The organism is Streptomyces sp. NPDC051315 (assembly GCF_044455165.1).
Lineage (GTDB): Bacteria > Actinomycetota > Actinomycetes > Streptomycetales > Streptomycetaceae > Streptomyces.
In genome coordinates this window covers 390,784-416,907 of the sequence record NZ_JBITEN010000003.1, presented here as the reverse complement: position 1 = coordinate 416,907, position 26,124 = coordinate 390,784, and the positions used below count along the sequence as shown (strand labels likewise).

Annotated in this window: 23 protein-coding genes and 1 pseudogene; 18 read left to right on the top strand and 6 right to left on the bottom strand. The window is 74.5% G+C overall.

What is annotated here, in order from left to right; translation table 11 throughout:
* Positions 1-45: 45 nt before the first annotated feature.
* The gene (locus ACIBBD_RS08245; protein ID WP_399418483.1) at positions 46-699 is read left to right on the top strand and encodes a DUF4255 domain-containing protein; all 654 of its coding nucleotides are present in this window, start codon (positions 46-48) and stop codon (positions 697-699) included.
* Positions 696-2,717 (top strand): AAA family ATPase, encoded by a 2,022-nt coding sequence (locus tag ACIBBD_RS08240; protein ID WP_399418482.1) that lies wholly within the window; start codon positions 696-698, stop codon positions 2,715-2,717. The genes ACIBBD_RS08245 and ACIBBD_RS08240 overlap by 4 nt, the downstream gene beginning before the upstream one ends.
* Before the next feature lie 25 nt (positions 2,718-2,742).
* Here the strand turns inward: ACIBBD_RS08240 and ACIBBD_RS08235 are convergent, their stop codons facing one another.
* Complete coding sequence (locus ACIBBD_RS08235; protein ID WP_399418481.1) at positions 2,743-4,116, bottom strand: ricin-type beta-trefoil lectin domain protein; 1,374 nt, start codon at positions 4,114-4,116, stop codon at positions 2,743-2,745.
* A 558-nt stretch (positions 4,117-4,674) separates the two neighbouring features.
* Here ACIBBD_RS08235 and ACIBBD_RS08230 point away from each other — a divergent pair.
* The 12 genes from ACIBBD_RS08230 (at position 4,675) to ACIBBD_RS08175 (ending at position 18,607) form a co-directional block, all read left to right on the top strand.
* Positions 4,675-6,252, top strand: a complete 1,578-nt coding sequence (locus ACIBBD_RS08230; protein WP_399418480.1) for a phage tail sheath subtilisin-like domain-containing protein — start codon at positions 4,675-4,677, stop codon at positions 6,250-6,252.
* A gap of 54 nt (positions 6,253-6,306) precedes the next feature.
* Positions 6,307-6,750, top strand: a complete 444-nt coding sequence (locus tag ACIBBD_RS08225; protein ID WP_399418479.1) for a phage tail protein — start codon at positions 6,307-6,309, stop codon at positions 6,748-6,750.
* Positions 6,750-7,226 (top strand): hypothetical protein, encoded by a 477-nt coding sequence (locus ACIBBD_RS08220; RefSeq protein ID WP_399418478.1) that lies wholly within the window; start codon positions 6,750-6,752, stop codon positions 7,224-7,226. Before ACIBBD_RS08225 ends, ACIBBD_RS08220 begins: the two co-directional genes overlap by 1 nt.
* Positions 7,223-7,369, top strand: coding sequence for a DUF6760 family protein (locus tag ACIBBD_RS08215; RefSeq protein WP_391646018.1), 147 nt, complete (start codon positions 7,223-7,225; stop codon positions 7,367-7,369). The genes ACIBBD_RS08220 and ACIBBD_RS08215 overlap by 4 nt, the downstream gene beginning before the upstream one ends.
* Positions 7,370-10,114: 2,745 nt before the next feature.
* Positions 10,115-10,951 (top strand): extensin, encoded by an 837-nt coding sequence (locus ACIBBD_RS08210; protein ID WP_399418477.1) that lies wholly within the window; start codon positions 10,115-10,117, stop codon positions 10,949-10,951.
* 42 nt (positions 10,952-10,993) lie between these two features.
* Positions 10,994-11,419 carry a phage tail protein gene (locus tag ACIBBD_RS08205; RefSeq protein WP_399418476.1) on the top strand — a complete coding sequence of 142 codons (426 nt, stop codon included), beginning with the start codon at positions 10,994-10,996 and terminating at the stop codon, positions 11,417-11,419.
* A gap of 16 nt (positions 11,420-11,435) precedes the next feature.
* Positions 11,436-12,161 carry a LysM peptidoglycan-binding domain-containing protein gene (locus ACIBBD_RS08200; RefSeq protein ID WP_399418475.1) on the top strand — a complete coding sequence of 242 codons (726 nt, stop codon included), beginning with the start codon at positions 11,436-11,438 and terminating at the stop codon, positions 12,159-12,161.
* Positions 12,161-14,068, top strand: a complete 1,908-nt coding sequence (locus ACIBBD_RS08195; RefSeq protein WP_399418474.1) for a VgrG-related protein — start codon at positions 12,161-12,163, stop codon at positions 14,066-14,068. Before ACIBBD_RS08200 ends, ACIBBD_RS08195 begins: the two co-directional genes overlap by 1 nt.
* Positions 14,069-14,165: 97 nt before the next feature.
* Positions 14,166-14,609, top strand: coding sequence for a GPW/gp25 family protein (locus ACIBBD_RS08190; RefSeq protein WP_399418473.1), 444 nt, complete (start codon positions 14,166-14,168; stop codon positions 14,607-14,609).
* Positions 14,609-16,567 carry a putative baseplate assembly protein gene (locus tag ACIBBD_RS08185; protein ID WP_399418472.1) on the top strand — a complete coding sequence of 653 codons (1,959 nt, stop codon included), beginning with the start codon at positions 14,609-14,611 and terminating at the stop codon, positions 16,565-16,567. The genes ACIBBD_RS08190 and ACIBBD_RS08185 overlap by 1 nt, the downstream gene beginning before the upstream one ends.
* A 97-nt stretch (positions 16,568-16,664) precedes the next feature.
* The gene (locus tag ACIBBD_RS08180) at positions 16,665-17,222 is read left to right on the top strand and encodes a phage tail protein (RefSeq protein WP_399418471.1); all 558 of its coding nucleotides are present in this window, start codon (positions 16,665-16,667) and stop codon (positions 17,220-17,222) included.
* Complete coding sequence (locus ACIBBD_RS08175) at positions 17,219-18,607, top strand: NADase-type glycan-binding domain-containing protein (RefSeq protein WP_399418470.1); 1,389 nt, start codon at positions 17,219-17,221, stop codon at positions 18,605-18,607. The genes ACIBBD_RS08180 and ACIBBD_RS08175 overlap by 4 nt, the downstream gene beginning before the upstream one ends.
* A 113-nt stretch (positions 18,608-18,720) precedes the next feature.
* On the opposite strand, the pseudogene ACIBBD_RS08170 reads toward ACIBBD_RS08175, so the two are convergent.
* Positions 18,721-18,963: pseudogene (locus tag ACIBBD_RS08170) on the bottom strand (GNAT family N-acetyltransferase); the annotation flags it as partial.
* On the opposite strand from ACIBBD_RS08170, the gene ACIBBD_RS08165 reads away from it, so the two are divergent.
* Positions 18,925-19,086: a hypothetical protein gene (locus ACIBBD_RS08165; protein WP_399418683.1), complete on the top strand. Its 162-nt coding sequence runs from the start codon at positions 18,925-18,927 to the stop codon at positions 19,084-19,086. The pseudogene ACIBBD_RS08170 and the gene ACIBBD_RS08165 overlap by 39 nt on opposite strands.
* A gap of 171 nt (positions 19,087-19,257) precedes the next feature.
* Here the strand turns inward: ACIBBD_RS08165 and ACIBBD_RS08160 are convergent, their stop codons facing one another.
* The 4 genes from ACIBBD_RS08160 to ACIBBD_RS08145 form a co-directional block, all read right to left on the bottom strand.
* Positions 19,258-20,556: an LCP family protein gene (locus ACIBBD_RS08160; protein WP_399418469.1), complete on the bottom strand. Its 1,299-nt coding sequence runs from the start codon at positions 20,554-20,556 to the stop codon at positions 19,258-19,260.
* Positions 20,557-21,066: 510 nt separating this feature from the next.
* Positions 21,067-21,546: a hypothetical protein gene (locus tag ACIBBD_RS08155; RefSeq protein WP_399418468.1), complete on the bottom strand. Its 480-nt coding sequence runs from the start codon at positions 21,544-21,546 to the stop codon at positions 21,067-21,069.
* A gap of 71 nt (positions 21,547-21,617) precedes the next feature.
* On the bottom strand, positions 21,618-22,751 hold the full coding sequence (locus ACIBBD_RS08150; protein ID WP_399418467.1) for a hypothetical protein: 1,134 nt from the start codon (positions 22,749-22,751) through the stop codon (positions 21,618-21,620).
* Between the two features lie 81 nt (positions 22,752-22,832).
* Entirely contained in the window at positions 22,833-24,581 is a 1,749-nt protein-coding gene (locus tag ACIBBD_RS08145; RefSeq protein ID WP_399418466.1) for a lysyl oxidase family protein, read from the bottom strand.
* Between the two features lie 225 nt (positions 24,582-24,806).
* Here ACIBBD_RS08145 and ACIBBD_RS08140 point away from each other — a divergent pair, with 225 nt between their 5' ends.
* From ACIBBD_RS08140 to ACIBBD_RS08130, 3 genes are all read left to right on the top strand, one after another.
* Positions 24,807-25,091 carry a hypothetical protein gene (locus tag ACIBBD_RS08140; protein WP_399418465.1) on the top strand — a complete coding sequence of 95 codons (285 nt, stop codon included), beginning with the start codon at positions 24,807-24,809 and terminating at the stop codon, positions 25,089-25,091.
* A gap of 437 nt (positions 25,092-25,528) precedes the next feature.
* On the top strand, positions 25,529-25,732 hold the full coding sequence (locus tag ACIBBD_RS08135) for a hypothetical protein (RefSeq protein WP_399418464.1): 204 nt from the start codon (positions 25,529-25,531) through the stop codon (positions 25,730-25,732).
* 10 nt (positions 25,733-25,742) lie between these two features.
* Positions 25,743-26,093: a DUF1036 domain-containing protein gene (locus tag ACIBBD_RS08130; RefSeq protein ID WP_399418463.1), complete on the top strand. Its 351-nt coding sequence runs from the start codon at positions 25,743-25,745 to the stop codon at positions 26,091-26,093.
* The last annotated feature ends 31 nt before the right edge of the window (positions 26,094-26,124 follow it).

Genomic DNA, 26,124 nt, shown 5'->3' with positions numbered 1-26,124 from the left:
ACGTCCGGGCAGCCGCCCGCACACGGCAGGTTGAGGAGCGCGACGGTGATCCACGAGGTGGACGAGGTCCTCAAGGGCCTGCTCGGCGGCGGCGCACTGGCGGGCTCCGGCATCGAGGTCTCCTTCGAGGCACCCACCCGCGACTGGGCCGCCCGCCGCAACGCCCCGGTCATCAACGCCTACCTGTACGACATCCGCGAGGACGTGGCCCGCCGCCAGCGCGGCCAGATCTCCGTGCGGGACGAGCGGGACGTCGTCGTGCGCCGCCGCCGGCCCCCGCGCTGGTTCCGCCTGTCGTACCTGGTGACCGCCTGGACCAAGACCCCGCAGGACGAACACCGGCTGCTGTCCGCCGCGTTGGCGACCCTGCTGCCCCGCGAACTGCTGCCCGCCGAGGAACTCCCCGCCGGCCTGGGCGCCCTGGGGCTCGCCGTCCCGCTGACCGTGGCCGGCCTGCACACCGAGTCCCGTTCCCTCGCCGAGATCTGGTCCGCGCTCGGCGGTGAACTCAAGCCGTCCCTGGACCTGGTGGTGACGGTGCCCTTCCCGGCGTACCCCGAGTACGACGCCGGGCCGCCGGTCACCGAGGGCGCGGTGGTCCGCGTCCGCGGCCTGGACGGCGACCCGCCGGAGTCGGCGGAGCGCGCCCACCGCCCCCACCAGGTGGCGGCGGCCCGCGAGGCCCGGGAGCGGCGGTGACCGACGTGCGCGCGCAGGCCCCCGCCGTCCACCGGGAGCCCCTGCTCACCCGCCTGGCCGCCCTGCGCGAGCGCGTCACCGCCCTGGTCGACCGGCGCACCGCCACCGACCCGACCGCCGACGACCCGCTGCGCGGCCTCTACCTCTCGGAGCAGGCGGTACGCCACCTGTTGACCACGCCACCGCCCGGGGCCCCGGTGACCGGCGACGACTTCCTGCCCGGGGCCCCGGTGACCGCCGACGGCCTCCTGCCCGGGGCCGGGGACGACCGGCTGGCCGGCCTCGCCGCCCGCCTGCCCCTCACCGACCTCGACACGGCGATCCTGCTCATCGCGCTCGCCCCCGACCTCGACCGCGCCTTCGAGCCGCTCTACGGCTACCTCAACGACGACGTCGGCCGCCGCCGCGCCACCACCGGACTCGCCCTCGACCTGTGCGGCGCCCCCGCCCACCACGCGCCCGCCCGAGGCCGTTTCCACCCCTCGGCACCCCTGCCCGCCCTGGGCCTCCTGGACGTCGAGGAGCCCGAGCGGCCCTTCCTCTCCCGCTCGCTGCGCGTCCCCGACCGGCTCCTCGCCCACCTCCTCGGTGACGACACCCCGGACGCCGCGCTCCACGGCCACCTGCTCCCCCTCCCCGACCCGGTCCCCGCCGGCGACGAGCCGTTCGTCGACCGGCTGGCGGCCCGCCTGCGCACCGGTCCCCTCACCGCCTACCTGCGCGAACACCGCGAGGGCGACGGCCTGGCCGGCATCGCGGCGGCCCTGGACGCGGCCGGCCTCGACGCCCTGCGCTACACCGGCCCCGAGGACCGCCTCCCCGAGTTGCTGCGCGAGGCCCGTCTGACCGGCCGGGCCGTCGTGCTGTCCGCCCTGCCCGAGCGACCCGCCGCGCTCGTCGGCCGGCTGGCCGGGGCCACCGACGTGACCGTGCTGCTGGCGGACCCCCGCCCGTACGACCCGCAGTGGTCACCCCGCGACCCGCTGGTCCTCGAAGCGCCGCGCCGCCGGTCGGGCGGCACCGCGGCCTGGGCGGCCGCGCTCGGTGAGCAGGCCTCGGACGTGGACCTGGCGACGGCCGTGGCGCCGTACCGGCTCGGCGGCGACCGGGTGGTCCGGGCCGCCCGGGCCGCCCGCGACCTGGCCTCCTTCGACGGCGGCCCGCTCACCGCGTCCCACCTCCGGCTGGCCGCCCGCCAGCAGTCCGCCTCCGGCCTGGAACGGCACGCCCGCCGCATCCGGCCCGACGTCACCTGGGACGACCTCGTCCTGCCCGACCGCCCCCTCACCCAGCTCCGCGAACTCGCCCTGCGCGCCCGCCACCGCGACCGCGTCCTCGGCGACTGGCGCCTGAGCGCGGGCGGCGGCCGGGGCCGGGGCGTGCTGGGCCTGTTCGCCGGCGAGTCCGGCACCGGCAAGACGCTGTCCGCGGAGGTCGTGGCCGCCGAACTCGGCCTGGACCTCTACGTCGTCCAGCTCTCCTCCGTCGTCGACAAGTACGTCGGCGAGACGGAGAAGAACCTCGAACGCATCTTCACCGAGGCCGACCGCACCGACGCCGTGCTCCTGTTCGACGAGGCCGACGCCGTCTTCGGCAAGCGCTCCGAGGTCAAGGACGCCCATGACCGGTACGCCAACATGGAGAGCGCCTACCTGCTCCAGCGGCTGGAGTCCTTCGACGGAATCGCGCTGCTCACCACCAACCTGCGCGCCAACATCGACGAGGCGTTCACCCGCCGCCTGGACCTGGTGGTCGACTTCCCGTTCCCGGACGCCGGCCAGCGCCTCGCCCTGTGGCGGCACGGCCTCACCCATGTGCCGTGCGCCGACGGCATCGACCCGGAGCCGCTGGCCCGCCGGTTCGAACTGGCCGGCGGCTCGATCCGCAGCGCGGTGGTCACCGCCGCCTACCTGGCCGCCGCCCGGGACGAGCCGGTCGGCGCCGAGGACCTGCTGGAGGGGGCCCGCCGCGAGTACCGCAAGGCGGGCCGCCTGGTCCCCGGCGAGGCCGGCTGGTAGGCGCCGGGAGCGGGCGGCGGCGGACCTACTCCGCCCGCCACTTCTGGGCGGGCACCCCCGTACAGGTCCACAGCTGCAGCTTGGTGCCGTTGCCGGTGCCGCCGTCCTTGGCGTCGACGCACTTGTCGGCCTGCGGGTTGACCAGGTCACCGGCGGCGCTCAGCACGAACTGCTGGGCGGGGTTGCCGCTGCACCGGGCGACCTGGATGACCGCGCCGTCGTCGCGCGAGCCCCACGCGACGTCCATGCACAGTCCGAGCGCGCGGACCGTGCCGTCGTCGTGGAAGACCCACTTCTGGTTGGCGGACCCGGCGCAGTCCCACAGCTGGAGCGGGGTGCCGTCCTTGCCCTCGCCGTCCTGGGCGCCGGTGACGTCGATGCACCGGTCGGATCCCTGGCCGATGATCACCGCGCCGGGGACCTGCTGGGGGGCCTCCTCCTCCGCGCCCCCGCCGGAGTCGTCCGAACCCCCGCCCTCCGACGAACCGGACCCGGTCGTCCCGGAGCCGGTGTCCTGCTCCTCCTCGGAGGCGGCCGGGACCTCGGGCACGGCAGGCGCCCCGGCGGAGGCGTCGGTCTTCGGCGCGGACGGCGCGGAGACGGCGGGACTGGGCAGCGCGGTGCTGCCCGCCTCGGCGAGCTTCTCGGTGGCGCGGCTGTTGACCTGCGGCTTGTACGCCAGCCAGATCATCACGAACGCGATCGCCAGCGCCATGGTGACGCTCAGCGCGGTCGCCAGCCAGCGGGGCAGGAAGCCGCGCTGCACGAACGTACCGTCCACCGACAGCGGCACCTCCCCCGACCGCTGCACGGTCAGCGCGTACGGCCGCTGCTCCTTCGACCCGAACCAGATCACCTGCCTCGGCCGCAGCGTCGCGTCGACGAACACCGCCCGCCCCGGCTCGATCTGCACGCTCCCCGGGCGGATGTCGTACGACAGGTGGTCGCCGGTGTCGGACCCGGCGACGGAGGCGGTGACGCGCGTGTTGCCGAGGTTGTCCACCGCGAGCCGGGGCCGGCCCCGGAACCTGCCCTTCACCGTCGGCGGCACCAGCTCCGCCCGCACCTGCGTGAACGGCGTCACCGTCAGGTTCCCCTCCGGGACGGTGACGGCGTCCGGGTGTTCGGTCGGCGTGATGCGCACCGCGTACGCGTTCGGGCCGGCCGTCGCGTCCGGGGAACGCGGCGGGGCGAAGGTCAGCTCGACCGTGCCCGTCGTCCCGGGGTACAGCCGCAGCGTCTGCGGCTCCACCGTCGTCCAGGGAGCGACGGGACCGACCGGCTCGAAGCGGTACTCGTCGACGACGTCACCGGTGTTGCGCACCCGCAGTCGCACGGTCGTACTGCCGCCGGGGTCCACCGTCGCGGCCGCCGGTTCCAGGGAAGTCCACAGAGTCACCTGTCGACGCTAAGACGGCGGACCACGGCCCGTCAGGAAGCGGCGGGGCAGGAGCGCTGCCCGATAGGGACGGATCGCCCTGCCCGTTCACACGGTGAAACGGACGGCCTCCAGCCGGTGACGCTCCTCCATCGGGCTGCCGCCGTACATCCACGCGCCCGCCTCGGTGCAGCCCGGGCCCATCCAGCCGCTGCTCCCGACGTGGGCGTTCTGGCAGACGGAGCCGTCGGTGACCTTGATGGTGCAGCCCTGGAGGGGTGAGTCCGCCTCCTAGGCGGAGCCGATGTACAGGTCGATCTGCACGCTCCCCGGCTGGATCTCGTACGCCAGCCGGTCGCCGGTGTCCGCGCCGCTGTCCACAGGCTCACGCTGCCACGCTGGAGCGGGTACGCGAGCGGGGTCGCCGCCCGGCGGACACCCCCGAGGACGGCCTGCCCCCGGCCTGCCCCCGGGGGCAAGAGCCCTGCCCCCACCCCTGCACCGGAGGCCGTTTCGGACCACGCGCTGCGCGCGTGACGGTGAGAGACGTCCTGACGCGTACCCCGAGGAGAGCACAGCATGCCGTCCTACCTGTCGCCCGGCGTATACGTCGAGGAGGTGGCCAGCGGCTCGCGCCCGATCGAGGGGGTGGGCACCTCGGTCGCGGCCTTCGTCGGGCTCGCGCCGACCGGCCCGCTGAACGAGCCGACGCTGGTGACCAACTGGACCCAGTACGTGGCGGCGTTCGGTGACTTCACCGACGGCTACTACCTGGCGCACTCGGTCTACGGCTTCTTCAACAACGGCGGTTCGGCGGCGTACGTCGTCCGCGTGGGCGGCTCCCCGGCGGGCGCGGCGGGAGACGCCGCGTCGCCGTCGGCGGTGAACGGTTCCGCCGCCCCCGCCGCGCTCCCCGCCGGTGAGCCCCGGCAGCTCGGCACGTTCACCGTGACGGCCGTGGCGCCCGGCAACCTGAGCGTGGAGGTCGCGGACGCGGAGGGCGAGGGCCCCGCCGAGCGCTTCAAGCTGATCGTCAAGGACGGCGACCAGGCGGTCGAGACGTTCGACGTGTCCGCGAAGAAGGGCAACCGCGCCTACGTCGTCACCCAGGTCAAGGAGCGCTCCAAGCTCATCACCGTGGCCGAGGCCGCGCCGGCCGCGCAGCTGGCCCGTCCGGAGAACCAGACGGTCGCGCTGCCGTCGACGCCGGCCGCCGCCCCCGCCGCCCCCGCCGAGGAGACGGGCCCGGTCGGCCCGGCCCAGTACCTCGGCGACAGCGCCGACCGCACCGGCTTCGGCGGCCTGGAGGCCGTCGACGAGGTGTCCATGGTCGCGGTCCCCGACCTGATGGCCGCCTACCAGCGCGGGGCGATCGACCTGGAGGCCGTCAAGGCGGTCCAGCTCGGCCTGATCGCGCACTGCGAGCTCATGGGCGACCGCGTGGCGGTCATCGACCCGCCGCCCGGCCTGAACGCCCGCCAGATCCGTGTCTGGCGCCAGGAGACGGCCGGCTACGACTCCAAGTACGCGGCCCTGTACTACCCGTGGATCAAGGCCTTCGACCCGGCCACCGGCCAGGCCCGCCTGGTCCCGCCGAGCGGCCACGTGGCCGGCGTGTGGGCCCGCAACGACTTCGAGCGCGGTGTCCACAAGGCCCCGGCGAACGAGGTCGTCCGCGGGGCCGTGGACCTGGAGATCCAGATCACCCGCGGCGAGCAGGACCTGTTGAACCCGATCGGCGTGAACTGCATCCGCGCCTTCCCCGGCCGGGGCATCCGCGTCTGGGGCGCCCGCACGCTGAGCTCCGACCCGGCGTGGCGCTACCTGAACGTCCGCCGGTACTTCAACTACCTGGAGGAGTCGATCCTGATCGGCACCCAGTGGGTGGTGTTCGAGCCGAACGACCACGCCCTGTGGGCCCGGATCCGGCGCAACGTCTCGGCGTTCCTGGTCAACGAGTGGCGGGCCGGCGCCCTCTTCGGCGCCCGGCCGGAGGAGGCGTTCTACGTCAAGTGTGACGAGGAGACCAACCCGCCGGAGTCGGTCGACGTCGGCCGGGTGGTGTGCGAGATCGGCATCGCGCCGGTCAAGCCGGCCGAGTTCGTGATCTTCCGGCTGGCCCAGTTCTCCAGCGGCAGCGGGGAGCTGGAGGAGTAGCCGAGCGAGCTCCCCCTCTGATCCCGACGTCAACTCTCCTCGAAGGAACGCACAATGAGCCTCCAGCCGGGTGACGCCCTCACCTCGCACAATTTCGGCCTCCAGATCGACGGCGTGATGGTCGAGTACCTCGCCGAGGTCAGCGGCCTCAGCCTCGAACAGGACGTCATCGAGTACCAGCAGGTCTCCGCGCAGGGCAAGCCGGTCACCAAGAAGCTGCCCGGCGTGAAGAAGGCGGGCACGTGCACGGTCGTGCGCGGCATGACCCAGTCCGCCGCCTTCAACCAGTGGATCACCGAGTCGATCAACGGCGCGATGGGCACGGCCCGCAAGAACGCCACGATCATGGTGATGGACTACCAGAACAATCCGGTAAAGCGGTACAACATGCGCAACGCCTGGTGCAGCAAGATCGACACCAGCACGGTGAAGGCGGGCGAGGCGTCCGCGCTGACCGAGACGGTGACCATCACGTTCGAAGAACTGGTCATCGAGTAATGCGGCGTACGGCTGTGCGGGCACCGGCACCGGCGGGCGGGGAGCAGGAGAACACACCGCTCCCGCCGACGGCGCCGGCGCCCACGCCTGCGCCGGTGCGGCAGCGTCTGCAGACGGAGTTCCCCTTCGAGCTGCCGCGCGGCTACGTCGACGAGGCGGGCACGGTCCACCGCGACGGTGTGATGCGGCTGGCGACGGCACGGGACGAGCTCGTCCCGCTGCGCGACATCCGCGTCCAGGAGAACCCGGCGTACCTGTCGGTGGTCCTGCTGGGCAGGGTCATCACCCGGCTGGGCACGCTCCCGCTCGTCCACGACGGGATCGTGGAGAACATGTTCGCCTCCGACCTGGCGTTCCTCCAGGACTTCTACCGCCAGATCAACGCGGAGGGCCACACCCGCGCGGCCGTGGAGTGCCCGCACTGCGCGGAGCCCTTCGAGGTGGAACTCGGCGGGAGCCGCCTGGGGGAATCGTGACGTACGCGACCGACCGGCTGCACGAGGAGATCGCGTACGTCGCCTTCCACTTCCACTGGAGCCACGAGGAGATCCTGGACCTGGAACACCACGACCGCCGCCGCTACACCGAACGGATCGCCGCGCTGGTGGCGGAGGGCTGAGGCATGGGGTTCCTTGACCGGCTGAGGGGCGGGGGCAGGCGCGGGCCCGCTCCCGAGGAGACGGCGGGCGCGACAGCGGCTGGGGCTACGGCGGCTGGGGCTACGGCGGGCGCGGTGACCGGGGTGAACTCGGTGACCGGTGCGCGGGAGGGCGCCGGTGCCGACGCGGCGCGGCCGCGTGCGGCTGCCTGGCCGACGCTGCCGCCCCTCCAGCGCGCGGCGGCGGGGTCGTCCACGGCGGGCGTCGCCGACTCCGGCTTCGGCCACCGGCTGGCCACCTGGCAGAACCCGTCCTTCACCGACGGACGCTCACCTGCCGTCCTGGAGGCGGCACGGGCGCACCGGATGACGGCACTGCCGTCCAGCGCCGAAGACGCCGGCGTCGGACACGCCGGCGGGGAAGCGGCGGTGACCGGGCCGGCGGGGCGGGCTGTGCCGATGGCGGGCGGGCGTGCGGTGCCGACGGGGCCGGCTGCCGGGGCGCCCGTGCCTGTCGCGCGTGCGGTGCCGACGAGCCCGGCGGGTCCGGCGGCCCAGGGGCCGACGCCGGGCGTACGGGCGTTGCCGACGGGTCCCACGGGTCCGGGCGCTGGGGCGCCGGCACGTGTCGCGCGTGCGGTGCCGACGGGTTCGGCTGGTCCGGCTGGTCCGGCTGGTCCGGCTGGTCCGGCTGCCCAAGGGGTGGCACCTGTCGTGCGTGCGCTGCCGACGGGTCCGGCAGGATCGGGCGCCCAGGCGCCGACGCCGGACGGGCGGACGATGCCCACGGGTCCGGTAGCTCCGGCCGCCCAGGCTCCGACGCCGGGCGTGCGCGCGGTGCCGACGGTGGCGGCCGAGCCGGCCGCCCGGGTGCCGACCCCGGCCGTCCGTGCGCTGCCGACGGCGCGGTCGGTCCCGGCCCCGGTGCGACGACGTTCGCTGCCCACCCGGGTCCCGTCCGCAGCACCGGCCCCCGCCTCGCCGCTGACCAGGTCGGCCTCGGCCCCGGTACAGCGCCGCTCCCTGCCCACCCGGGTGCCGCCCGCACCGACGCCGCCCGGCTCCGGTGACGGCGGTGGCACGGTGGCCTCCAGCCCGGGTGACGCCGGGGGAACGGTGGCGCCCGATTCCGGTGACGCCGGGGCGACGACGGTCCCCGACAAGGAACCCGGCCCACCCGCCGCGCCCCCGGTCCAGCGGAGGACGACGGCCCCACCGGACGCCGGGACCACGCCCCGGCACACCAGCGAGGCGCGGCGCCCCAGCGACACGGCTCCGGACACCGGCGGTACGGCCTCCCACCCGGCCCCGGCCCCGCCTGACCGGCGGCCCGCACAGCAGTCCGCGCCCTCCGCTGCCCGGCCGCCTCTTCCGGCACCGGCTGCCTCGACGACGTCCGGCGCGGGCGCACCGGCCGTTCAGCGGGCGGCTGCCAGGCGTCCGGCGCCGGCCGCCGGACCGAGTGCGCCGGTCGGGCCGGGGTCGAGTGCGCCGGTCGGGCCGGGGACGACGGCAACGCCGAATGCGGGCACCGCCTCCCGCCCGGCAGCGGGGGCAAGCCCGGCTTCTGGGAGCGGCCCGGTCACAGCGCCAGGCCCGGCCCCCGACACCCGTCCCGGCACAGCACCGAACCCGGCGACCACCACCCGTCCCGGCACGGCGCCGAACCCCGCCGCGAGCGCCGCTTCGACCGGGGGGGCCGCTCCGGCCGCGCAGCCCACCCCGGACGGCAGGACGCTCCCGGCTGTCCAGCGCGTTCCGGTGTCCGCCTCTCCGCAGTCCGTCGCGGCGAGGACCACTTCGGCGCCCGCTCCCACCAGCCCGGCCGCCACGCCGGGCACGCCCGACCCCGCTCCCGGCCGGGTCGGCGCCGGAACGGCGAGCGTGCAGCGTGCCGCTGTCGGCCGTACGACACCGCCTGCCGCTGCCGCGCGGGCAGCCGACGCCGGGGGCGGGGCACCGGCCGCACCCTCCGTCCCGGGGTCCGGCGCCGAGCCGTCGCCCGGTGTGCCGACGCCGCCCGTCGGCGGACCCGGCATGCCCACGGGCACACCGGCCCGCCGGGGAGTTCCGGCCCCGGCGACCAACCCGTCCCCGCCCGCTGCGGACACGCCGGCCGGCGTGCAGCGATCGGCCGCCCCCGGCCGCACGGAGTCTTCCGGCCGCACGGAGCCGCCCGCCCGGCCGACGCCCGGTCCGGCTCCCGTCCCCACCGGCGTGCAGCGGTCCTCCACCTCCGGCCGCGCTGTGCCGCCCGCCCCGGCCGCCGCCGACGCCGCGCCCGCCGACGTGCGGCGGTCGACGGCCCCGGCCGCCCCCGGCCCCGTACCCGCCCATGGTCGGCAACCGGCCGCGCCCGCCCAGCCTGCGGCGCCTGACGGCCGTACCCCCGCCCCCAGCCGTACGACACCGCCCGCGCGCCCGGCTGCCGTACCGCCCGCGCCCGCCGCCGAGTCACCGGCCGCGCACGCCACCGTGGCGCCGCGCGTCCAGCGGAGCGCGTCGCCGACACCTCCCGGCCCCCGGCGGGTCGGCCTCGGCGCCCCCGCGCGCGGAGCCGCGGCCCCTCCGAGCGGCCCCTCCGCACGCCCCGCCACCGCCCAGCGGATCTCACCGCCCGTTCCGCCCACGCCGCCCGTGAGCCCCGCGTCGGACCTCGCGCCCACGCCGCCCGTTCCGCCCACGCCGCCCGCACGCCTCGCGTCGGACGTTCCGTCAGGTGCCGTCCGGGCCCTCGGCGACCGGCCGGCCGAACCCCTGCCCCCGGTGCAGCGCACCGCCGCCCTGGGCGCGCCCCTGCCGACGACCCCGCGTACGCACGCGGCCCCTGCCCCACCCACCCAGCCCGCGCGCCCCCTGCTCGGCGGCCCGCTGCCCACCCGGCCCTCGGACGCGACGCCGCTCGTGGCCCCGCAGGTCGTCCCCGCCGTGCAGCGCACCGCCACGCCCGGGAACGCCACCGCCCACCCCGCTCCTCCCGTGCCTCGTTCCTTCCCCGCTCCCGGGACCGTCGAGAGCGGCCACCCGGCCGTCCGGCCATCCACCCCGCCCCCGGCCGCCGTCCCCCTGCCGACTCCGCGCCCGGCCGCGTCCGCCCCCGCACCAGCCGTACAGCGCAGGGCGGTCCCACCCGCCGTCGTCCCCCTGCGCCGCACCACCCCGGGCACGGACCCCCGCCGGGTCGCGCGACCCCGTCAGGCCCTCACCGCCCCCCGTCCCTCGGCGACCACTCCCCAGGCACCCCCGGCGGCCCCACCCACCCCCACGCCGACGCCCGTCCCGGCCCCCTCACCCGCACCCGCACCGCTCATCCAGCGCGCCCCGGCACCGGAACCGGCACCCCTCATCCAGCGCGCCCCGGCTCCCGCCTCCACGCCCACCCCGCGTCCCGCGCCCAGAGCCACGTCCGCACCCACGCGCACGCCCCCCGCCACCTCCACGTCCCCGGCCACGCCCCCGGCCCCCTTCGACCCCCGGTCCCTCACCGACTTCCAGCTCGACGAGCTCACCCACCGCCTCACCGGACGCATCACGCGTCTCCTCCGCACCGAACTCCGGCTCGACCGCGAGCGGATCGGCAGGCTCCGCGACCCCCGCCACTGACCCTCGACCGCACGTCAGCAACCCAGAAAGGCCGGCCCTTCGATGTCCCGCGATCTCGACCCGGGCTCCACCATTTTCTTCACCCTGACCATCGACGGCGAGAGCCTCGGTTACTTCAACGGGTGCGAGGGCCTGTCCTCCCAGGTGGAGATCGAGCACCGCCAGGAGGGCGGGAACAACGGCTTCGTCTGGCAGCTCCCCTCCCGCGTCACCTTCTCCACGATCCGCCTGACCCGCCCCCTCACCCCGGACACGACGAAGGTCGCCAAGTGGATCTCGTCGATCACCACGGGGGTGACCCGCCCCACCGCCCAGATCGCGGCGCTGCGCGCCGACGGTTCGGAGGTGGCCCGGTGGGGGCTGATCGACGTGCTGCCGGTCAGCTGGCAGGGCCCGTCCCTCGACCCCGCCAGCCCGGGCGTCGCGACGGAGGTCCTGGAGATCACCCACCACGGCTTCACGGACTGAGGGAGGACAGCGACACATGCCCAGGGGAAGCAAGGGCGGCGCCGGCAAGAGCCTGGTCCGCGCCACGCTCGCGATCCACGAACCGCCCGTCGGTTCCAGCACCACACCGGGCGGCCTCATCAGGTCCTTCGGGTTCGACTTCAATCCGGCGCAGCTGCAACTCGGCCGCCGCGCCCAGTGGAAGGTGACCCCCACGGCCGCCGTCCGCGACGGCTCCGTACCGGAGTTCATGGGCCCGGAGCCGCGCGAGATGACGGTCGAGATCTTCCTGGACTCCTCCGACGAGCCGGGCAGCAACACCGTCCTGAAGAAGGTCGAGTCGCTCCTGGAGTGCTGCGAGGTCACCACCAAGAGCATCGCCGCCAAGCAGCCCTCGCCCCCCTGGGTGGTCTTCCAGTGGGGTTCGTTCTCCACGGCCCGGTTCACCGCCTACGTCAGCAGTGTCGACGCCACCTACTCGCTGTTCGGCACGACGGGTGTCCCGATCCGCGCCACCTGCCAGGTCCGGCTGCACGAGATCCCCAGCAAGACCAAGGGCCAGAACCCGACCTCCGGCGCCCTGACCGCCCAGCGCGTGCACCGGGTCGTGGCCGGCGACTCCCTCCAGTCCCTCGCCTGGCGCGAGTACGGCGACACCTCGGCCTGGCGGGCCATCGCCGAGGCGAACGGCATCGACGACCCGACCCGCCTGCCCACCGGCGTCGAACTGGTCCTCCCGGCCGCCGAGGAGGTCCGTTTCTGATGGTGCAGTCGGCGTACTCCAGCGTCATCCAGGTCACCCTCGGCGGCCGTCCCCTCCCCTCCGACTTCGCGCCGCTCCTCGTCGAGGGCTGGGTCGACCAGGGCCTCGGCGTGCCGGCCGCCTTCCGGCTCACCTTCCGCGACCCCCACCACCAGATCCTCGGCAAACTGGGCGTACGGTTCGGCACCCCGGTCGTCCTCGCCCCGGTCGCCGACGGCCAGGGCGCCGCCGACCCGCTGCTCACCGGCGAGGTGTGCGGCCTGGAGGCCGACTACGACGGCACCGGCACCTTCACCGTCATCCGCGGCTACGACCACGGCCACCGCCTGATGCGCCGGCGCCGGGTCGCCGCCTACCGCAACCAGAGCGCCTCCGACATCGCCCGCCGGCTCGCCGCCCAGGACGGCGTCCCCGTCGGGCGGATCGAGTCCACCAGGACGGTCTACGAGTTCATCAGCCAGGCCAACGTCACCGACTGGGACTTCCTCGCCCGCCTCGCCGACGAGAACGAGATGGTCATGTCGGTGGACGCCAAGGGAAAGTTCCAGTTCGTCCGGCCCGACCCCGCCTCCGGTGCTCCGCCCGTCTCCACCCCCGGGGAGAAGAGCCCCTTCGTCCTGGAGGCCGGTACCGACATCCTGCGCCTGCGTGCCGCCGTCTCCGCCGCCGAACAGGTCGGCACGGTCGAGGCGCGCGGCTGGGACGTCACCACCAAGAAGAAGCTCACCGCCACCGCCCCCGCCCGCACCAACCCGGGCATCAGCATCGGCACCACGCCCGGCGAGGCGGCCGCCCGCTTCAAACCCGCCAAGCTGGTCGACGCGCAGGTGCCGTACGACCGGCAGTCCGAGGTGAAGTTCGCCGCCGAGGCCCTCGCCGACGACGTCACCGGCTCCTTCGCCGAGCTGGAGGTCGTCGCGCGCGGAACGCCGAAACTGCGGCCCGGCCTGCCCGTCGCGCTCGCCGACGTCGGCGCCCCCTTCGAGGGCAAGTACACGGCGACCTCCGTACGGCACGTCTTCGGCGACGGGAAGCACTACGAGGCGTGGGTGACCGTCAGCGGCCGGCAGTGGCGTTCGCTGTACGGGCTGTCCTCGGGCGGCGGGGACGCGCAGAACGGCCTGCGGCTGCCCGGCACCGCCAACGCCCTCGTCACCGACGTCCAGGACCCGCTGAAGCAGGGCCGGGTCAAGCTCCAGTTCCCGTGGCTGGACGACACATACGTCAGCGACTGGACCCGGGTGGTGCAGTGGGGCGGCAAGGACGGCGGGTCCGTCTTCCCGCTCGACGTCGGCGACGAGGTGCTGGTCGCCTTCGACCGGGGCGCCCTGGACCACCCGTACGTCATCGGCGGCCTCTACAACGGCAAGGACCGGCCGACGCCGGTGAAGGACGTCCCGCTGCACGACGGGGCACGGCACCGGGCCGCCCGGCACACCCTGTCCGACCGGGACGGCAACCGGGTCGACCTGCTCAGCCAGCGGACCGGCGGCCGCAAGCAGGGCGTGCGCGTGACCAGCGGTGACGACAAGCTCGTCATCAACCTCGACCGGACGAAGACCGAGATCACCGTCGACAGCAAGGGCACGGTCAGCATCACCGGCACCCGGTCGGTGTCCGTGGAGGCGGGCACGGACCTCACGCTCAGCGCGGGCCGCAGCGTGACGATCAAGAGCGGCGGGCCGCTCACCCTCCGGGGACAGGGCCTGGTCAACCTCCGGTCGGTCGCCGGCGCGGTCAGCGTGAACGCCTTCGGCGCCCTCGACCTGAAGGCGGCCGGCGCCGCCACGCTCTCCGCGACGGGCACCGTGCAGGTCAACTCCGTCGCCAACGTGGGCCTCCGGGCCGTCACGCTCGCCCTCCAGGGCGCCGTGTTCGTCAACGCCAAGCCGTACCCGATCCCGTGACGGCCGCCGAGCGGCCGGCCGGCAACAGAGCGCCGGGAAAGCCGGGACAGCCGGAGAGGGGACCGGAAGGAATGAGGAGAAGGCAGGTGGCCCTCTGATGGCCGAACAGTTCGTCGGGTCCGGCTGGGCGTTCCCGCTGCGGATCGGGCCCACCGGCGGCATCGCGCTGGTCAGCGGCGAGCGCGAGATCGAGGAGGCGATCCGGCTGGTCCTGGCGACCGCGCCGGGCGAGCGCCCGATGCGCCCGGAGTTCGGCTGCGCCATCCACGACCTGGTGTTCGCCCCGGTCAACGAGGCCACCGCCGGCCGGATCCAGCACGAGGTGTACGCCAGCCTGGACCGCTGGGAGCCGCGCATCGAGGTCCATGACGTCGAGGTCACCGCCGGCGCCGAGCAGGGCGTGCTGTTCATCGACGTCCGCTACTCGATCCGCGGCACGAACAACCCGCGCAGCCTCGTCTTCCCCTTCTACGTCATCCCGTCCCACGACGAGCCGGACTCCTCCGGCTCCTCCGGTACGGCTCCCGAAAGCGACCGCTGATGGCCCTGCCCTCACCCAACCTCGACGACCGCCGCTTCCAGCAGTTCGTCGACGACGCCAAGCGCTACATCCAGCAGCGCGCGCCGGAGTGGACCGACCACAACGTCTCCGACCCCGGGGTGACCCTCGTCGAGACCGTCGCCCACATGGCCGACCAGATCGTCTACCGGCTCAACCGGGTCCCGGAGAAGAACCACCTGGCCTTCCTGGACCTGGTCGGGATCCGCCTGTTCCCGCCGTCCGCGGCCCGAACCGACGTGACGTTCTGGCTGTCGGCGCCGCAGGAGGAGACGGTGCTGCTGCCGGTCGGCACCGAGGTGGCGACCGTCCGCACGGAGAGCGAGGAGGCCGTCGTCTTCGCCACCGAACGCGCACTGGCCGTCGTGCCGTGCGCGTTGCGGCACCTGGTGGTGCAGCAGCAGGGCCGGCCGGTGACCGACCGCACCACGGACCTCGCCGAGGGCAAGGACGTGCTGTGCTTCGCGGAGGCCCCGCAGCCCGGCGACTGCATGCTGCTCGGGCTGAGCGCGGCCGTCCCGCACTGCGCCGTCGGCCTGGAGCTGGACAGCAGCGTGGACGGCGTCGGCGTCGACCCGCGCCAGCCTCCCCTGGTGTGGGAGGCGTGGACGGAGGACGGCTGGCAGGAGTGCGAGGTCGACCGCGACGGCACCGGCGGCCTCAACCGCCCCGGCGAGGTCGTCCTGCACGTCCCCGGCGGGCACGTGCTGTCCCGCTCCGGCGGCCAGGAGGCCGGCTGGCTGCGCTGCCGCGTCACCGCCCCCCTCCCCGGCCAGCCCTTCTACACCACCTCCCCGACGGTCCGCAGCGCCGAGGCGTTCACGGTCGGCGGCACCGCCCCCACCGTCCACGCCGAGACGGTGTACGACGAGGCGCTCGGCGAGTCGACGGGCCTGCCCGGCCAGCGCCTGCGGCTCGCGCACACGCCGGTCGTGGGAGACGACCCGCCGCTGCTGCTCCAGACCGCCGAGCACGACGGCTGGGTGGACTGGCAGGTCGTCCCCCACTTCGCCGCCTCCGGCCCGCACGACCGGCACATCACCCTCGACGCCGCCACCGGCGAGATCGCCTTCGGGCCGTCCGTCCGCGAACCCGACGGCCGGCTGCGCCAGTACGGCGTCGTCGCCCCCAAGGGCGCGGTCGTCCGCGCCCGCCGCTACCGCACCGGCGGCGGCCGCGCCGGCAACGTGGCCCGGGGCTCCGTCCAGGTCCTGCGCACCTCCGTCCCGTACGTGTCGGAGGTCGTCAACCGGGAGGCCGCGCGCGGCGGGGTCGACGGCGAGACGGTCGAGGAGGCGAAGGTGCGCGCCCCGATCACCCTGCGCGCCCAGGAGCGGGCCGTCACCCTGCGCGACTACGAGGAGCTGGCCCGCCGGGCGGCCCCCGAGACCGCCCGCATCACCTGCCTCGAGGGCAAGCCCGACGAACACGGGTCGTACGCGGTGCGCGTGCTGGTGGTGCCGCAGGCGGTCCCCGACCCCGGCGGACGGCTCCGCTTCGAGCAGCTCGTCCCCGGCGACGCCCTCCTGGACCGCATCACCCGGCACCTCGACGAGCGCCGGCTGATCGGGACGAGGCTGGCGGTCGGCCCGCCCTACTACCAGGGCGTCACCGTCGTGGCCACCGTCCACGCCTTCCGCGGTGTCGACACCGACCGGGTGCGCCGCCAGGCCCACGACGCCCTCTACCGCCACCTCGACCCGCTGACCGGCGGCGCCGACGGCCGCGGCTGGCCGTTCGGCCGTCCCGTGCAGTCCGGCGAGGTGTTCGCGGTGCTCCAGCGCGTCCCCGGCGTCGAGCTGGTCGACCAGGTCACCCTGCACCCCGCCGACCCGCTGACCGGCAAGCGGGGCGAGGCGACGGACCGCATCGACCTGTCCGCGCCCTCCCTCGTCTTCTCCTACGACCACCGTGTCCGCGTGATCGGGGACGGCTCGTGACCGCCCGCGGCAAGAGCTCCGCGCACATGGCGAGCGGGCGGGCCGGGCGTCGCGAGCCGGGCACCCATGCCGCCCGGAGCTCCACGGGGGTCCGCCGATGAGGGGCTCCGTGGACGGCCTCGGCTCCTCCGCCCCGATCGGGGCGATGCTGCCGGCCGTGTTCGCCGACGACGACCTCGCGCAGCGGTTCGTCGCCGGACTCGACGAGGTGATCGCGCCGATCCTCAACGTCCTGGACTGCCTGCCCGCCTACTTCGACCCGGCGCTCGCCCCGGTCGACTTCACCCGCTGGCTGGCCGGCTGGATCGGCGCCGAGACCGACGGCACCGAACCGGAGCCGAGGCTGCGGACCGCCGTCGCCGCCGCCGCGTACCTGCACCGGGTCCGGGGCACCCGGCGCGGCCTCGCCGAGGCGATCCGGCTGGCCTTCGGCGTCGAGCCGGAGATCTCCGAGAGCGGCGGCGCCGCCTGGAGCGCCCGCCCGCTCGGCCCGTTCCCCGGCGAACACCGCCCCCACCTGCACGTCACGCTCCGCCTGCCCGACCCCACCCCGGCGGACGAACACCGCCTGGACACCCTCGTGGCCGCCGCCCGGCCCGCCCACATGCCGTACACGGTCAAGGTGACCGCCGCCGAAAGGATCCCGGAGAGATGACCACCCACCACTGCGCCGAATGCGGCACCCGGGCGGAGCCGGGCCAGTCCTTCTGCGACGCCTGCGGAGCCGTACTGAGCTGGACGGACCGGGCCCCGGCCCGTACGGCGTCCGGACCGGCGCGGGAGACGCGCCCGGGTCCGGCCGCCACGGAGCCGGAGGCGTCGGGCACCCCGGCAGGCGCCCGCGCCACCACCCGTACGACGTCCGCCCCGGCGGAGACGGCGGGAGCGGCGGAGACGGCCGGGGCGGCGGGGGCGGCCGCACGGACGCCGGCCGATCCGCCGGCCGGCCGTGCGGACCGGCGCACCAGCCCGGACGACGAGGACACCACGGAGACCCCGCTGCCCGTCCTCCCGCCGGACGACCCCGCCGCGGCGCACGACGGCACCGACACCCCGGCGGCCACCGCCCCGGTGGGGGCGGCCCCCGACGACACGGCCCCCACCGCACCGGTACCGGCTGCGGGCCCCGCCCCCGACGACACCATGACCGCCCGGGCCCGCTCCCTCCTCGTGCCCGTGTCCGAACCGGAGGCCCGCCCCACCCCGCCGCCCTCCGTCGCCCCGGTGCTGCCGGGCCGGCCGGTGGCGAACCGGCCCCAGGTGCGCGCCCCCGGCCCCGAACGGGGCGACGAGAACGGCCTGCCCTGCCCCTGGTGCTCCACCCCCAACCGCCCCGACCGGCACTTCTGCGCCCGCTGCGCGATGCCGATGACCCGCGAGGACCACTCGCCGGTGCATCGCCCGTGGTGGCGCCGGGTGCTGGACTTGCGCAACCGCGAGACGCCCTGGGCCGGCGACCGCCCCCGGCTGCGCCGCACCTTCGACCGGGTGGTGACCTGGGTGATGGCCGCGGCCGTCCTCAGCCTGCTGGTCTGGGCCGGGGTCAACACCCCGGACGCGATCCACGCCACCCGCGACCACTTCGCCAAGCGGGCCCCGGTCGCCCCGGACGGCATGGCCGCCTCCCGCTCCTACCCGGGCCACAAGCCGGAACTGGCCTTCGACAAGATCAACAACAGCTGGTGGGGCCCCGGCGTCTCCCAGTCGGGCCAGGGCGAGTGGATCGAGGCCCGCTTCGCCGAACCCACCCGTCTGCTGGACCTGATCATCACGCCGGGCGTCTCGACCCGCGCCGACCAGCTCTCCCAGTCGGCCCTGCCGCACCGGGTCGAGGTGACGATCACCCGGAAGGACGGCACCACCACGACGAGGGACCTCACGCTCGACCAGAGCGCGGGCGGCCAGCGGCGCGCGTTCCGGGTCGGCGAGGTGACGAAGGTCCGCTTCACGATCGAGTCGGCGTACGCGGCCTCCGCGAGCAAGCAGGTGGCGATCGCGGAGATCGAGTTCTTCGGCCGGTCGAACGCGAACGCGTCCTGAGGGAAGGGCGGGGTGGCCACCGGCGCCGGCAGGACGGCCACCCCGGCTCCTCCCCGTCGTCGCCGTCCTGCCCGCTCTTCCCGTCCTTTCGCGGCGAACCCCGTCCTCCCCGCTCAGCCGCGCAGGTCGCGCACGTCTCGCAGGTCGCGCAGGCCGAGCACCATGCAGTCGTAGAACGGCGCGTCCTCCCACGGATGGGAGACGCCCACCCGGCGGTAGCCCCACGCGGCGTAGGCGGCCCGCGCCGGCGCGGCCTCCGGTTCCGGACGCACCGTCAGCGTGACCCGCTCGACGTCCAGCCCGTCGAGGAGCCGGGCGTGCAGCGCGGCGGCGACACCACGGCGGCGCCACGCCTTCCCGGGAGGGCCGTGGGCGGAAGCGCCGGCATGACGACGACGATGACGACGATGACGACGATGACGCTGGTGATGACGGCGGCGACGACGCCATACACAACGCACGAGGCCCACCCCGCGTGACACGGGGTGGGCCTCGTAGTGAGAGCGCCGGGCAGGCCTTGCACCTGCATCTCCCCGCAGGAAGCGGGGCGTCTTTCCTTGGACCACCAACGCAGAACCGATTCGCCGCTGTTGTGGCGACCAGCTCGTGATCAAGCTTACCCCATCCCCGGGGGTACCGCACACCACCCGTCAGACGAGCTCGGCCACGTTCAGATCCGGGCCGACGACGAGGGTGACCACACCCGCGGTGGCGTCCGCCGACGCGGCGGAACGGGCCTTGGGCAGGCGCGAGGAGAGGACGGCGGCCTGCTTCTCCAGACCCGTCGGGAAGGTGATGGCCGTCTTGCTCACCGTCTCCGGCGCGTTGCCCGTGCCGGCGACGGTGAAGCCGGCCGTCCGCAGCTTCTCGGCGACGGCGGCGGCGCGTCCGGAAACTCCCGTGCCGTTGAGGACCTGGACGCGCACGGAGGAGGCGTACACGAGGTCCTTCACCGCCGCCTGCAACTGCGCCTTGGTCATCTCCTTGTCCTTGGCCAGGGAGGTGAACAGGTTGGCGGCCTGCGGGTACTGCCAGACGACGTTGGCCCTGTCCGTCGGGATGTCGGCCTCGCGCGGGTAGTTCGGCACGGTGAGGAAGGCCAGCCGGTCGCTGGGTATGCCCTTGAGCTCGTTGGCGAGGGCGTAGATCGGCTGGATGCCGGCCAGATCGGGGTCCGTCGTCAGGGACTTGGTGGCGGACTGGAGGAAGCCGTACAGCGAGTTGGGGCTCGTCAGCCTCTCCTTGGCCTTCTTGACCAGGGCGTTCATGAACTCCTGCTGGCGGCCGATGCGTCCGATGTCGGAGCCGTCGCCGACGCCGTAGCGGACCCGGACGTAGCCGAGGGCCGTCTCGCCGTCGACGGTCTGGCAGCCGGCCTTCATGTCGAGGCGCGCCTTGTCCGACTTGATGGCCTGCTCGGGACAGACCTCGATGCCGTCCAGGGCGTCGACCATGCCCTTGAAGCCGGAGAAGTCGACGGACATGAAGTTGTCGATGCGCAGGCCGGTGTGTGCCTCGACGGTCTTGATGCTGCACGCTGCGGCCTCGGCGACCTCGCCGCTGGTGCCGCCGATCGCGAACGCCTCATTGATCTTGCCCTTGTGCGGGGAGGACGTCTTGCCGTTGCCCATGTCGCAGGCGGGTATCTCCACCCACGAGTCACGCGGGAACGACACGATCGCGGCCCACTTGCGGTCGGCGGGGACGTGCAGCACCATCAGCGTGTCCGACTGCATGGTGGTCAGGTCCTTCTTGTTGCCGTACTCGGCGTTCGCGCCCTCACGGCTGTCGGAGCCGACGACCAGGATGTTCTTCGAGCCCGGGCTGAGGTTCTCGGGCCGGTCGCCGCCCAGCTTGTCGTCGACGTCGGCGGAGCTGATGTTGTCGTTGAGGTCCTGGTAGATCCACGCGCCGACCCCGCCGACCGCGAGGACGACCACCGAGGTCACCCCCGCGCTCCACGCCAGCACGCGCCCCCGCCGCGTCAGCCGGGTCTTCCCCGGCCCTCCGGCCCTCCCCGGCCCTCCGGTCCTGCCCGGTCCGCCGGACCCGCCCGGCGGAGTACGCCGCCGCCTTCCTGTTCCGCTCACCGGCGCTCGCCCCTCCGCCTCGGCCGTCTGTCACCCCGTACACCGTGCTCGGATCGTGCGGCGTGGGTCACCGCCGAACGACGGAACCCTACACGCAGGTAGGAATACGTCCCGAAAACACAGACGACTCATGTGCCCCGGGCGTTCCCGGCGTTGGGGACCGGCGGCGCCTCTGGCGTGCGGGTCTCCGGGGTGGTCCGGGGCGCGTCCCCGGGCTCCGCGTCGTCATGTCCCCGGGGCCGCCGGGGGACCGGGCGCGAGCGGGTGCCGGGGGCGCGGAGGCGCGGGCGGCCCGGGGTGCGCGTCACCCGGCGGGCGGTCTCCTCGCGGATCAGCCGGCGGATGGGGCGGTCGTCCCCCGAGCTGTCCTCACGGGCAGCGGTGGCCGTTGTCCGGCAGGCCCATCGCGTGCAGGACGGGGAGGCCGTCGTCGGGGACGACGAAGGTGAACGCGGCGGACGTCGGCGGGACGCGCAGGGTGCGCTGGTCGCGGAAGGTGAGGGCGGGGTCGGGCTCCCAGGGGCAGGCCGCCCTCTCCAGCGCGGCGATCACGTCCGGCTCGGCCGGCCCGCCGGGGAAGGTGCCGGCGCCCCCGGTGAGCGGCGTGGGCAGGTCCACGGTGTCCCGCCAGGTCGGGACGGTCAGCATCCTGACCTCGCGGCAGCGGCACACGAACACCTCGAGGTCGCCGTAGCCGAACAGGCGGGGCCAGGGGCGGCGCCGGCGCGCCGGGAGCATGTCGCGCGGCTCGCCCAGGGCCGCGGTGACGTCGTCCCAGGACGCCCCGACGAAGACCGGGCCCAGACGGGCGGTGAGCGCCGCGCGGGCGAGCAGGTCGAGGAGGGACACGGGCGGAGCCTTCCAGGGCACGGACGCCCCGTCCAGCGGGTTTGCCGGTGCGCGCCCGCGGCGCTCCCCACTCACCTCGGCCGCAGCGGCCCCACCGTCGCCTGCGCCTCCGGCCACGCCATGGGCCGGATCCGCTCGGTGAAGGCGGGGACGTACGGCCACATCACCGGCCCGCCCGCGTGCACGGCGGGGGTCTCGGCCCAGACGACGCCGTCGCGGTCGGTGAAGTGGGGCCAGTGGTGGTTCAGGCCGCGCGCCACGTCGGCGCGGAGCCGTTCGACGAGGGCGGCCGGGACCGCGGGGACCGTGGGCCGCGCCGGCCGCCATCCCGGCAGGGGGCCGCGGAAGCCCACGCCGTGGCGCCGGCGGAGCAGGACGATCTCGATGGCGGCGGTCACGGTCACCCCGGCCGGACCCGCGAACAGGGCCAGGTAGTAGGACGGCGTCGGCCGCGCGCCCGGGTAGGCCTGCACGGCGTCGATGAGGACGCAGTGCGCGACGGCGGTCAGCCAGACCAGCGGGACGCAGGCCAGGGGGCGGACCAGGGGGTGGCCGCCGACGCTGAAGGAGTTCCGGTGGATCAGGTAGAGGACGGAGCCGAAGAACACCGTGAGCCAGGGGCCGAAGAGCACGGCGAGGATCAGCCAGGCCGCCCGGTCGGGTTCGTGGTCGTACCCGTTGAGCGCCCAGAGCACGAACAGGCCGCAGAAGGCCGCGGTGAGCAGGGCGGTCAGCAGGGGGCGCACGCACAGGCGGGTCACCGTGCCGCGGGTGCCGGGGCGGGCCAGGGCGATCAGCGGGGCACAGGCCAGGAGCAGGGCGACCGGGCCGGTGGCCAGCATCAGGACGCTGTCGCTGAAGGCCTGTCCGACGGATTCGAGGACGCCGCCGCCGGTGAACAGGCGGATGACGAAGAAGAGGACGCCCAGTCCGAGCAACGCCCGGGGCAGCAGCAGGCGTTCGATGAGCGGGTCGGCCGCCTGGGAGGCGAGGGTGGTGACGACCGGCTGCCCCGGCGCGGCGAGGCCGAGGGCGTCGGAGGCACTGAAGCGGAAGGCGTGGAACGGCCCGTAGACGCGCCTGGCCAGCCGCCAGGGCAGCAGCACGTCCAGCACCCACGCACCCGGCCCGCTCGGGCGGGCCGGGGCGACGGGTGTGCGGTACGGCGGCCGGTCGTAGGCATCGGCGGTGGAGGTGGTGCTCATGGCGTCGTCCGCTCCCCCGAGTCGACGGTCATGATCAGGACATCCTCATCCTGACATGTCCGCCGCCAACGCCCCCACCGGTTATGGGGCGTTGATCAGGTCGTACGGCGGAACCGTCACCGTACGGGCACCCGGCGTGCCGCCGAGGACGACCTTGCGCAGGGAGACGTTGTTGCCGAGGTCGGTCTCCTTCAGCCGCTTGGCCGGGTTGGCGAGGACCTCGATGTAGTACGTGCCGTTGGGCAGGTCGGTGACGTCGAAGGACTGGCCGGGGCGGTACTGGGTGTACGTGTCACCGGAACCGACGTCCAGGACCTCGCGGACGGAGATGGAGTTCTGCTGGCCGCAGGCGGTCGACAGGTCGGTGTTGTACGGGTGCCAGTTGGCGTTCTTCACCGTGTAGTCGACGGCGTCGGTGTTGGCGAGGCAGAACGCCTCCTTGCCGCTGCGCACCTCCTTCGTCTTGTCCTCGCTCAGCAGGCGGTAGCTGGCGAAGTCGGTGAAGTGCCAGTGCTCGTGGCCGATGCGCGGGTCCCACTCCATGGTGCCGGTGGGGGTGTAGCCGACCTGCTTGCCGTTCGCGTCGTAGAAGTACTGGTAGGCGTCCATCAGGTCCTGGCCGGGGCTGCGGAATCCGTCCACGACGAGCGGGGCGGGGCCGGCGTTCCAGACGTTGGCGCTGAAGGCGAGGTAGTCCTTGCCGGGTACGTCGCCGTCCTCACCGTCGGTGATCATGATGTCCCAGGCCGGCAGGGACCGCAGGTCGGGCTTGGGCACGTCGGCCGGAACGCCGGCACGGCCGGTGGGCCGCTTGGCGTTGGCCGTCAGCGCGGGCGCGACGCGGGAGCCGTCGGTGTGGCCGCTGCCGTCGCCGAGGTGGTGGGCCAGGCCGCGGTCCTCGAGGGCGTGGGAGAGGGCGGGCGGGGTGGGCGCGTCGGCGCCGCGCGGACCGTAGTGGTGGCCCGTGTCCTGCGCCGCGTGGCCGGCGTGCGCGGAGTGGGCGCCGTGCGCGGAGTGGGCGCCGTGGGCGCCGGTGCCGTTGTGGGCGCCGTGGGCCGCGGAGGACCGCAGGCCGGCGGCCCCCTCGCCGTCGCCCCAGCTCTGCTCCCGCACCGTCACCTTGATGGTCGGCCGGTCGTCGGGGATGGAGAACAGGTCCCGGTACTTCTTCGCCACCGACACCTTGGCCGTGTACTCGCCCGCCGGCAGGTCCACCGGCTTGTCGTAGTCGACGCCGCTGGAGTTGGCCGCCCAGCCCTGCTCCACACCCCACACCGAGCCCAGCGTGAACGGGTTGGTGGGGCAGCTCTCCGGGTAGTGCGAGGTCGCCGGGGCGTCCGGACGGATCCGCCCGGAGGCGTTGTTCGGACAGAAGGTGCCCTTGCTGGTCGCGACCTCGGCCCCGGATGCGTCCGTGAGCGACACCTCGAGGAAGCCGGGCAGCCCCTTGAAGTCGTTCACCAGGCCGGCGGGCAGCTTCTTCGTCTTCGTCCTGGTCCCGTCGCGCAGGATCTGCTGGGCGACGACGGGGTCCTTGTACGACTTGCGCGTCACCTTGAACTCCAGCGGCGCGTTGTCGACCGCGAGGTACGTGCCCAGGTCCAGGTAGACGCCGGGCTCCCCCTCCCACCGGTCGAGCGTCACGGACTGCGACGCGGCGATCAGCTTGAGCTCCGGTACGCCGGGCGTGCTCTTCGGCGCCGCGCCGGCGACGGGTGCCGCCCCGGCGACGGCTACGACGGTGAGCGCGGCCCCCGCGGCGAACGCCGCGCGCTGGAACCTCTTGCGTTGTGGCTGACTGGTCATCGGTTCCTCGTCTGCGAGTGCCATGGTCAGTGGCATCGGACTGGACAGCCCACGAAAGGCGGCACTCGTGCGGACGCACCCCACGCGCCCCGACCGCCTCTGTGAACATCCTGTGAGACAGGTAAAACCCTTGCCGGGGTTGCCTGTTGTCGGGAAATCACCTCACGGCGCGGTTCACGTCAGGGGTCCCCTCGCGGATCCCCTCGCGGAACCGTTCGCGGATCCCCGCGGGGTCTCGGACCGGAATCCGTGCCCCAGTTCCGGGCCGAGGCCGTGGTGGTGCCGGAAGTTGTGGACGAGCGGGCTCCACGCCGACGGGTCGACGTGCTGGGTGCCGGGGACGACGACGGACGCGTCGGCGTGGACGCGCGGCGCGCCCTCGGAGCGACCCTCTTCCACCACGCCCTCGACCGGCACTGGCTGACCCACCACCCCACGACCCGCATCGTGACGGTGACCCCCGCGGGTCACCAGGCCCTGCGGGAACGGTGGGGGGTGGCGGAGGAGGCGTTGCGGGGGGTGGGGGAGGCGTAGCCGCTGTCCTGCGGCCGAGGCCGTCGGCGTGGCCGGCATCGCCCCCGCGGCCCCGCCGCCCTCCGCGTCCGCTGCGCCGACGGCTTCTGCGGTTCGGAGTTGGGGACACCCGCCCACAATTAGGGTGCCGAAACGCCCAGTTGGCGGGTCTCGCGACGCCGAGGACGGACGCGGGCCCCGGCCTGATGCGGGACTGCGCCTGCGCATGGGGGTGGCGGCCGCCGACGAGGGCCGGGGGCGGGGCAGGTGCGCGTGGTACGGGTGGGCCGGCCCCCGGGACTCGGCATGCGTGATGCGGAGTGCGGGACCAGACTGGAGAAGTGGGACTCTTCCGGCCCGCGTTTCGCTGACGACGCGGCCCCTTGCCCGGTCCCCGCAGCCGGGGATCGCGGCAACTCCCCCTTCAGGTCCAGGTCCGGAGCACTTGGAGCACCCCTATGACGTATGAGGATTCCGCACAGGCCGACCCGACCACCGAAACCAGTGACGAGGCGCTGGATCGCGCACTGGCCGCCAGGGCGGCAGCGGCAGGAGGCGGCGGGGAAAGCGCGAGTGAGGCGCGCATCACCGCCGGGCTGGACGCCGGCGCGCAGGCCGGCAGTCAGAAGCCCGCGGTCCGCAAGCAAGCTCCCTCCGTGTGAGGAGGACGTCATGTCACTCAGGTTCAGGAACAACCACCACGAGACGATCTGGGCGATGGTCGAGTGGTTCTTCCCCAACTGCCCGGACGGGGGCGACTGGCTCAAGAAGGGCTGGTGGCAGATCGAACCCGGGCAGGAGGCCGTCGTCTTCGGTGGCGATGCCGACGACGTGAACCGGTTCTGGTACGCCTACGCCCACACGAGTGACGGTCTCGAGTGGGGCGGCACCTTTCCGGAGCTGGTCCCGACCCGGCGTTTCGAGTGGTGCGAGAAGACCGCCGACAGCCAGTCCAGGACCATCCACATGCACCAGTTCGAGGTCACCGGCTCCGACCACGTCCACACGTTCCGCGGAGCCTGACCCCGGGTCGGGTGGCTGTGGCGCCGCCGGC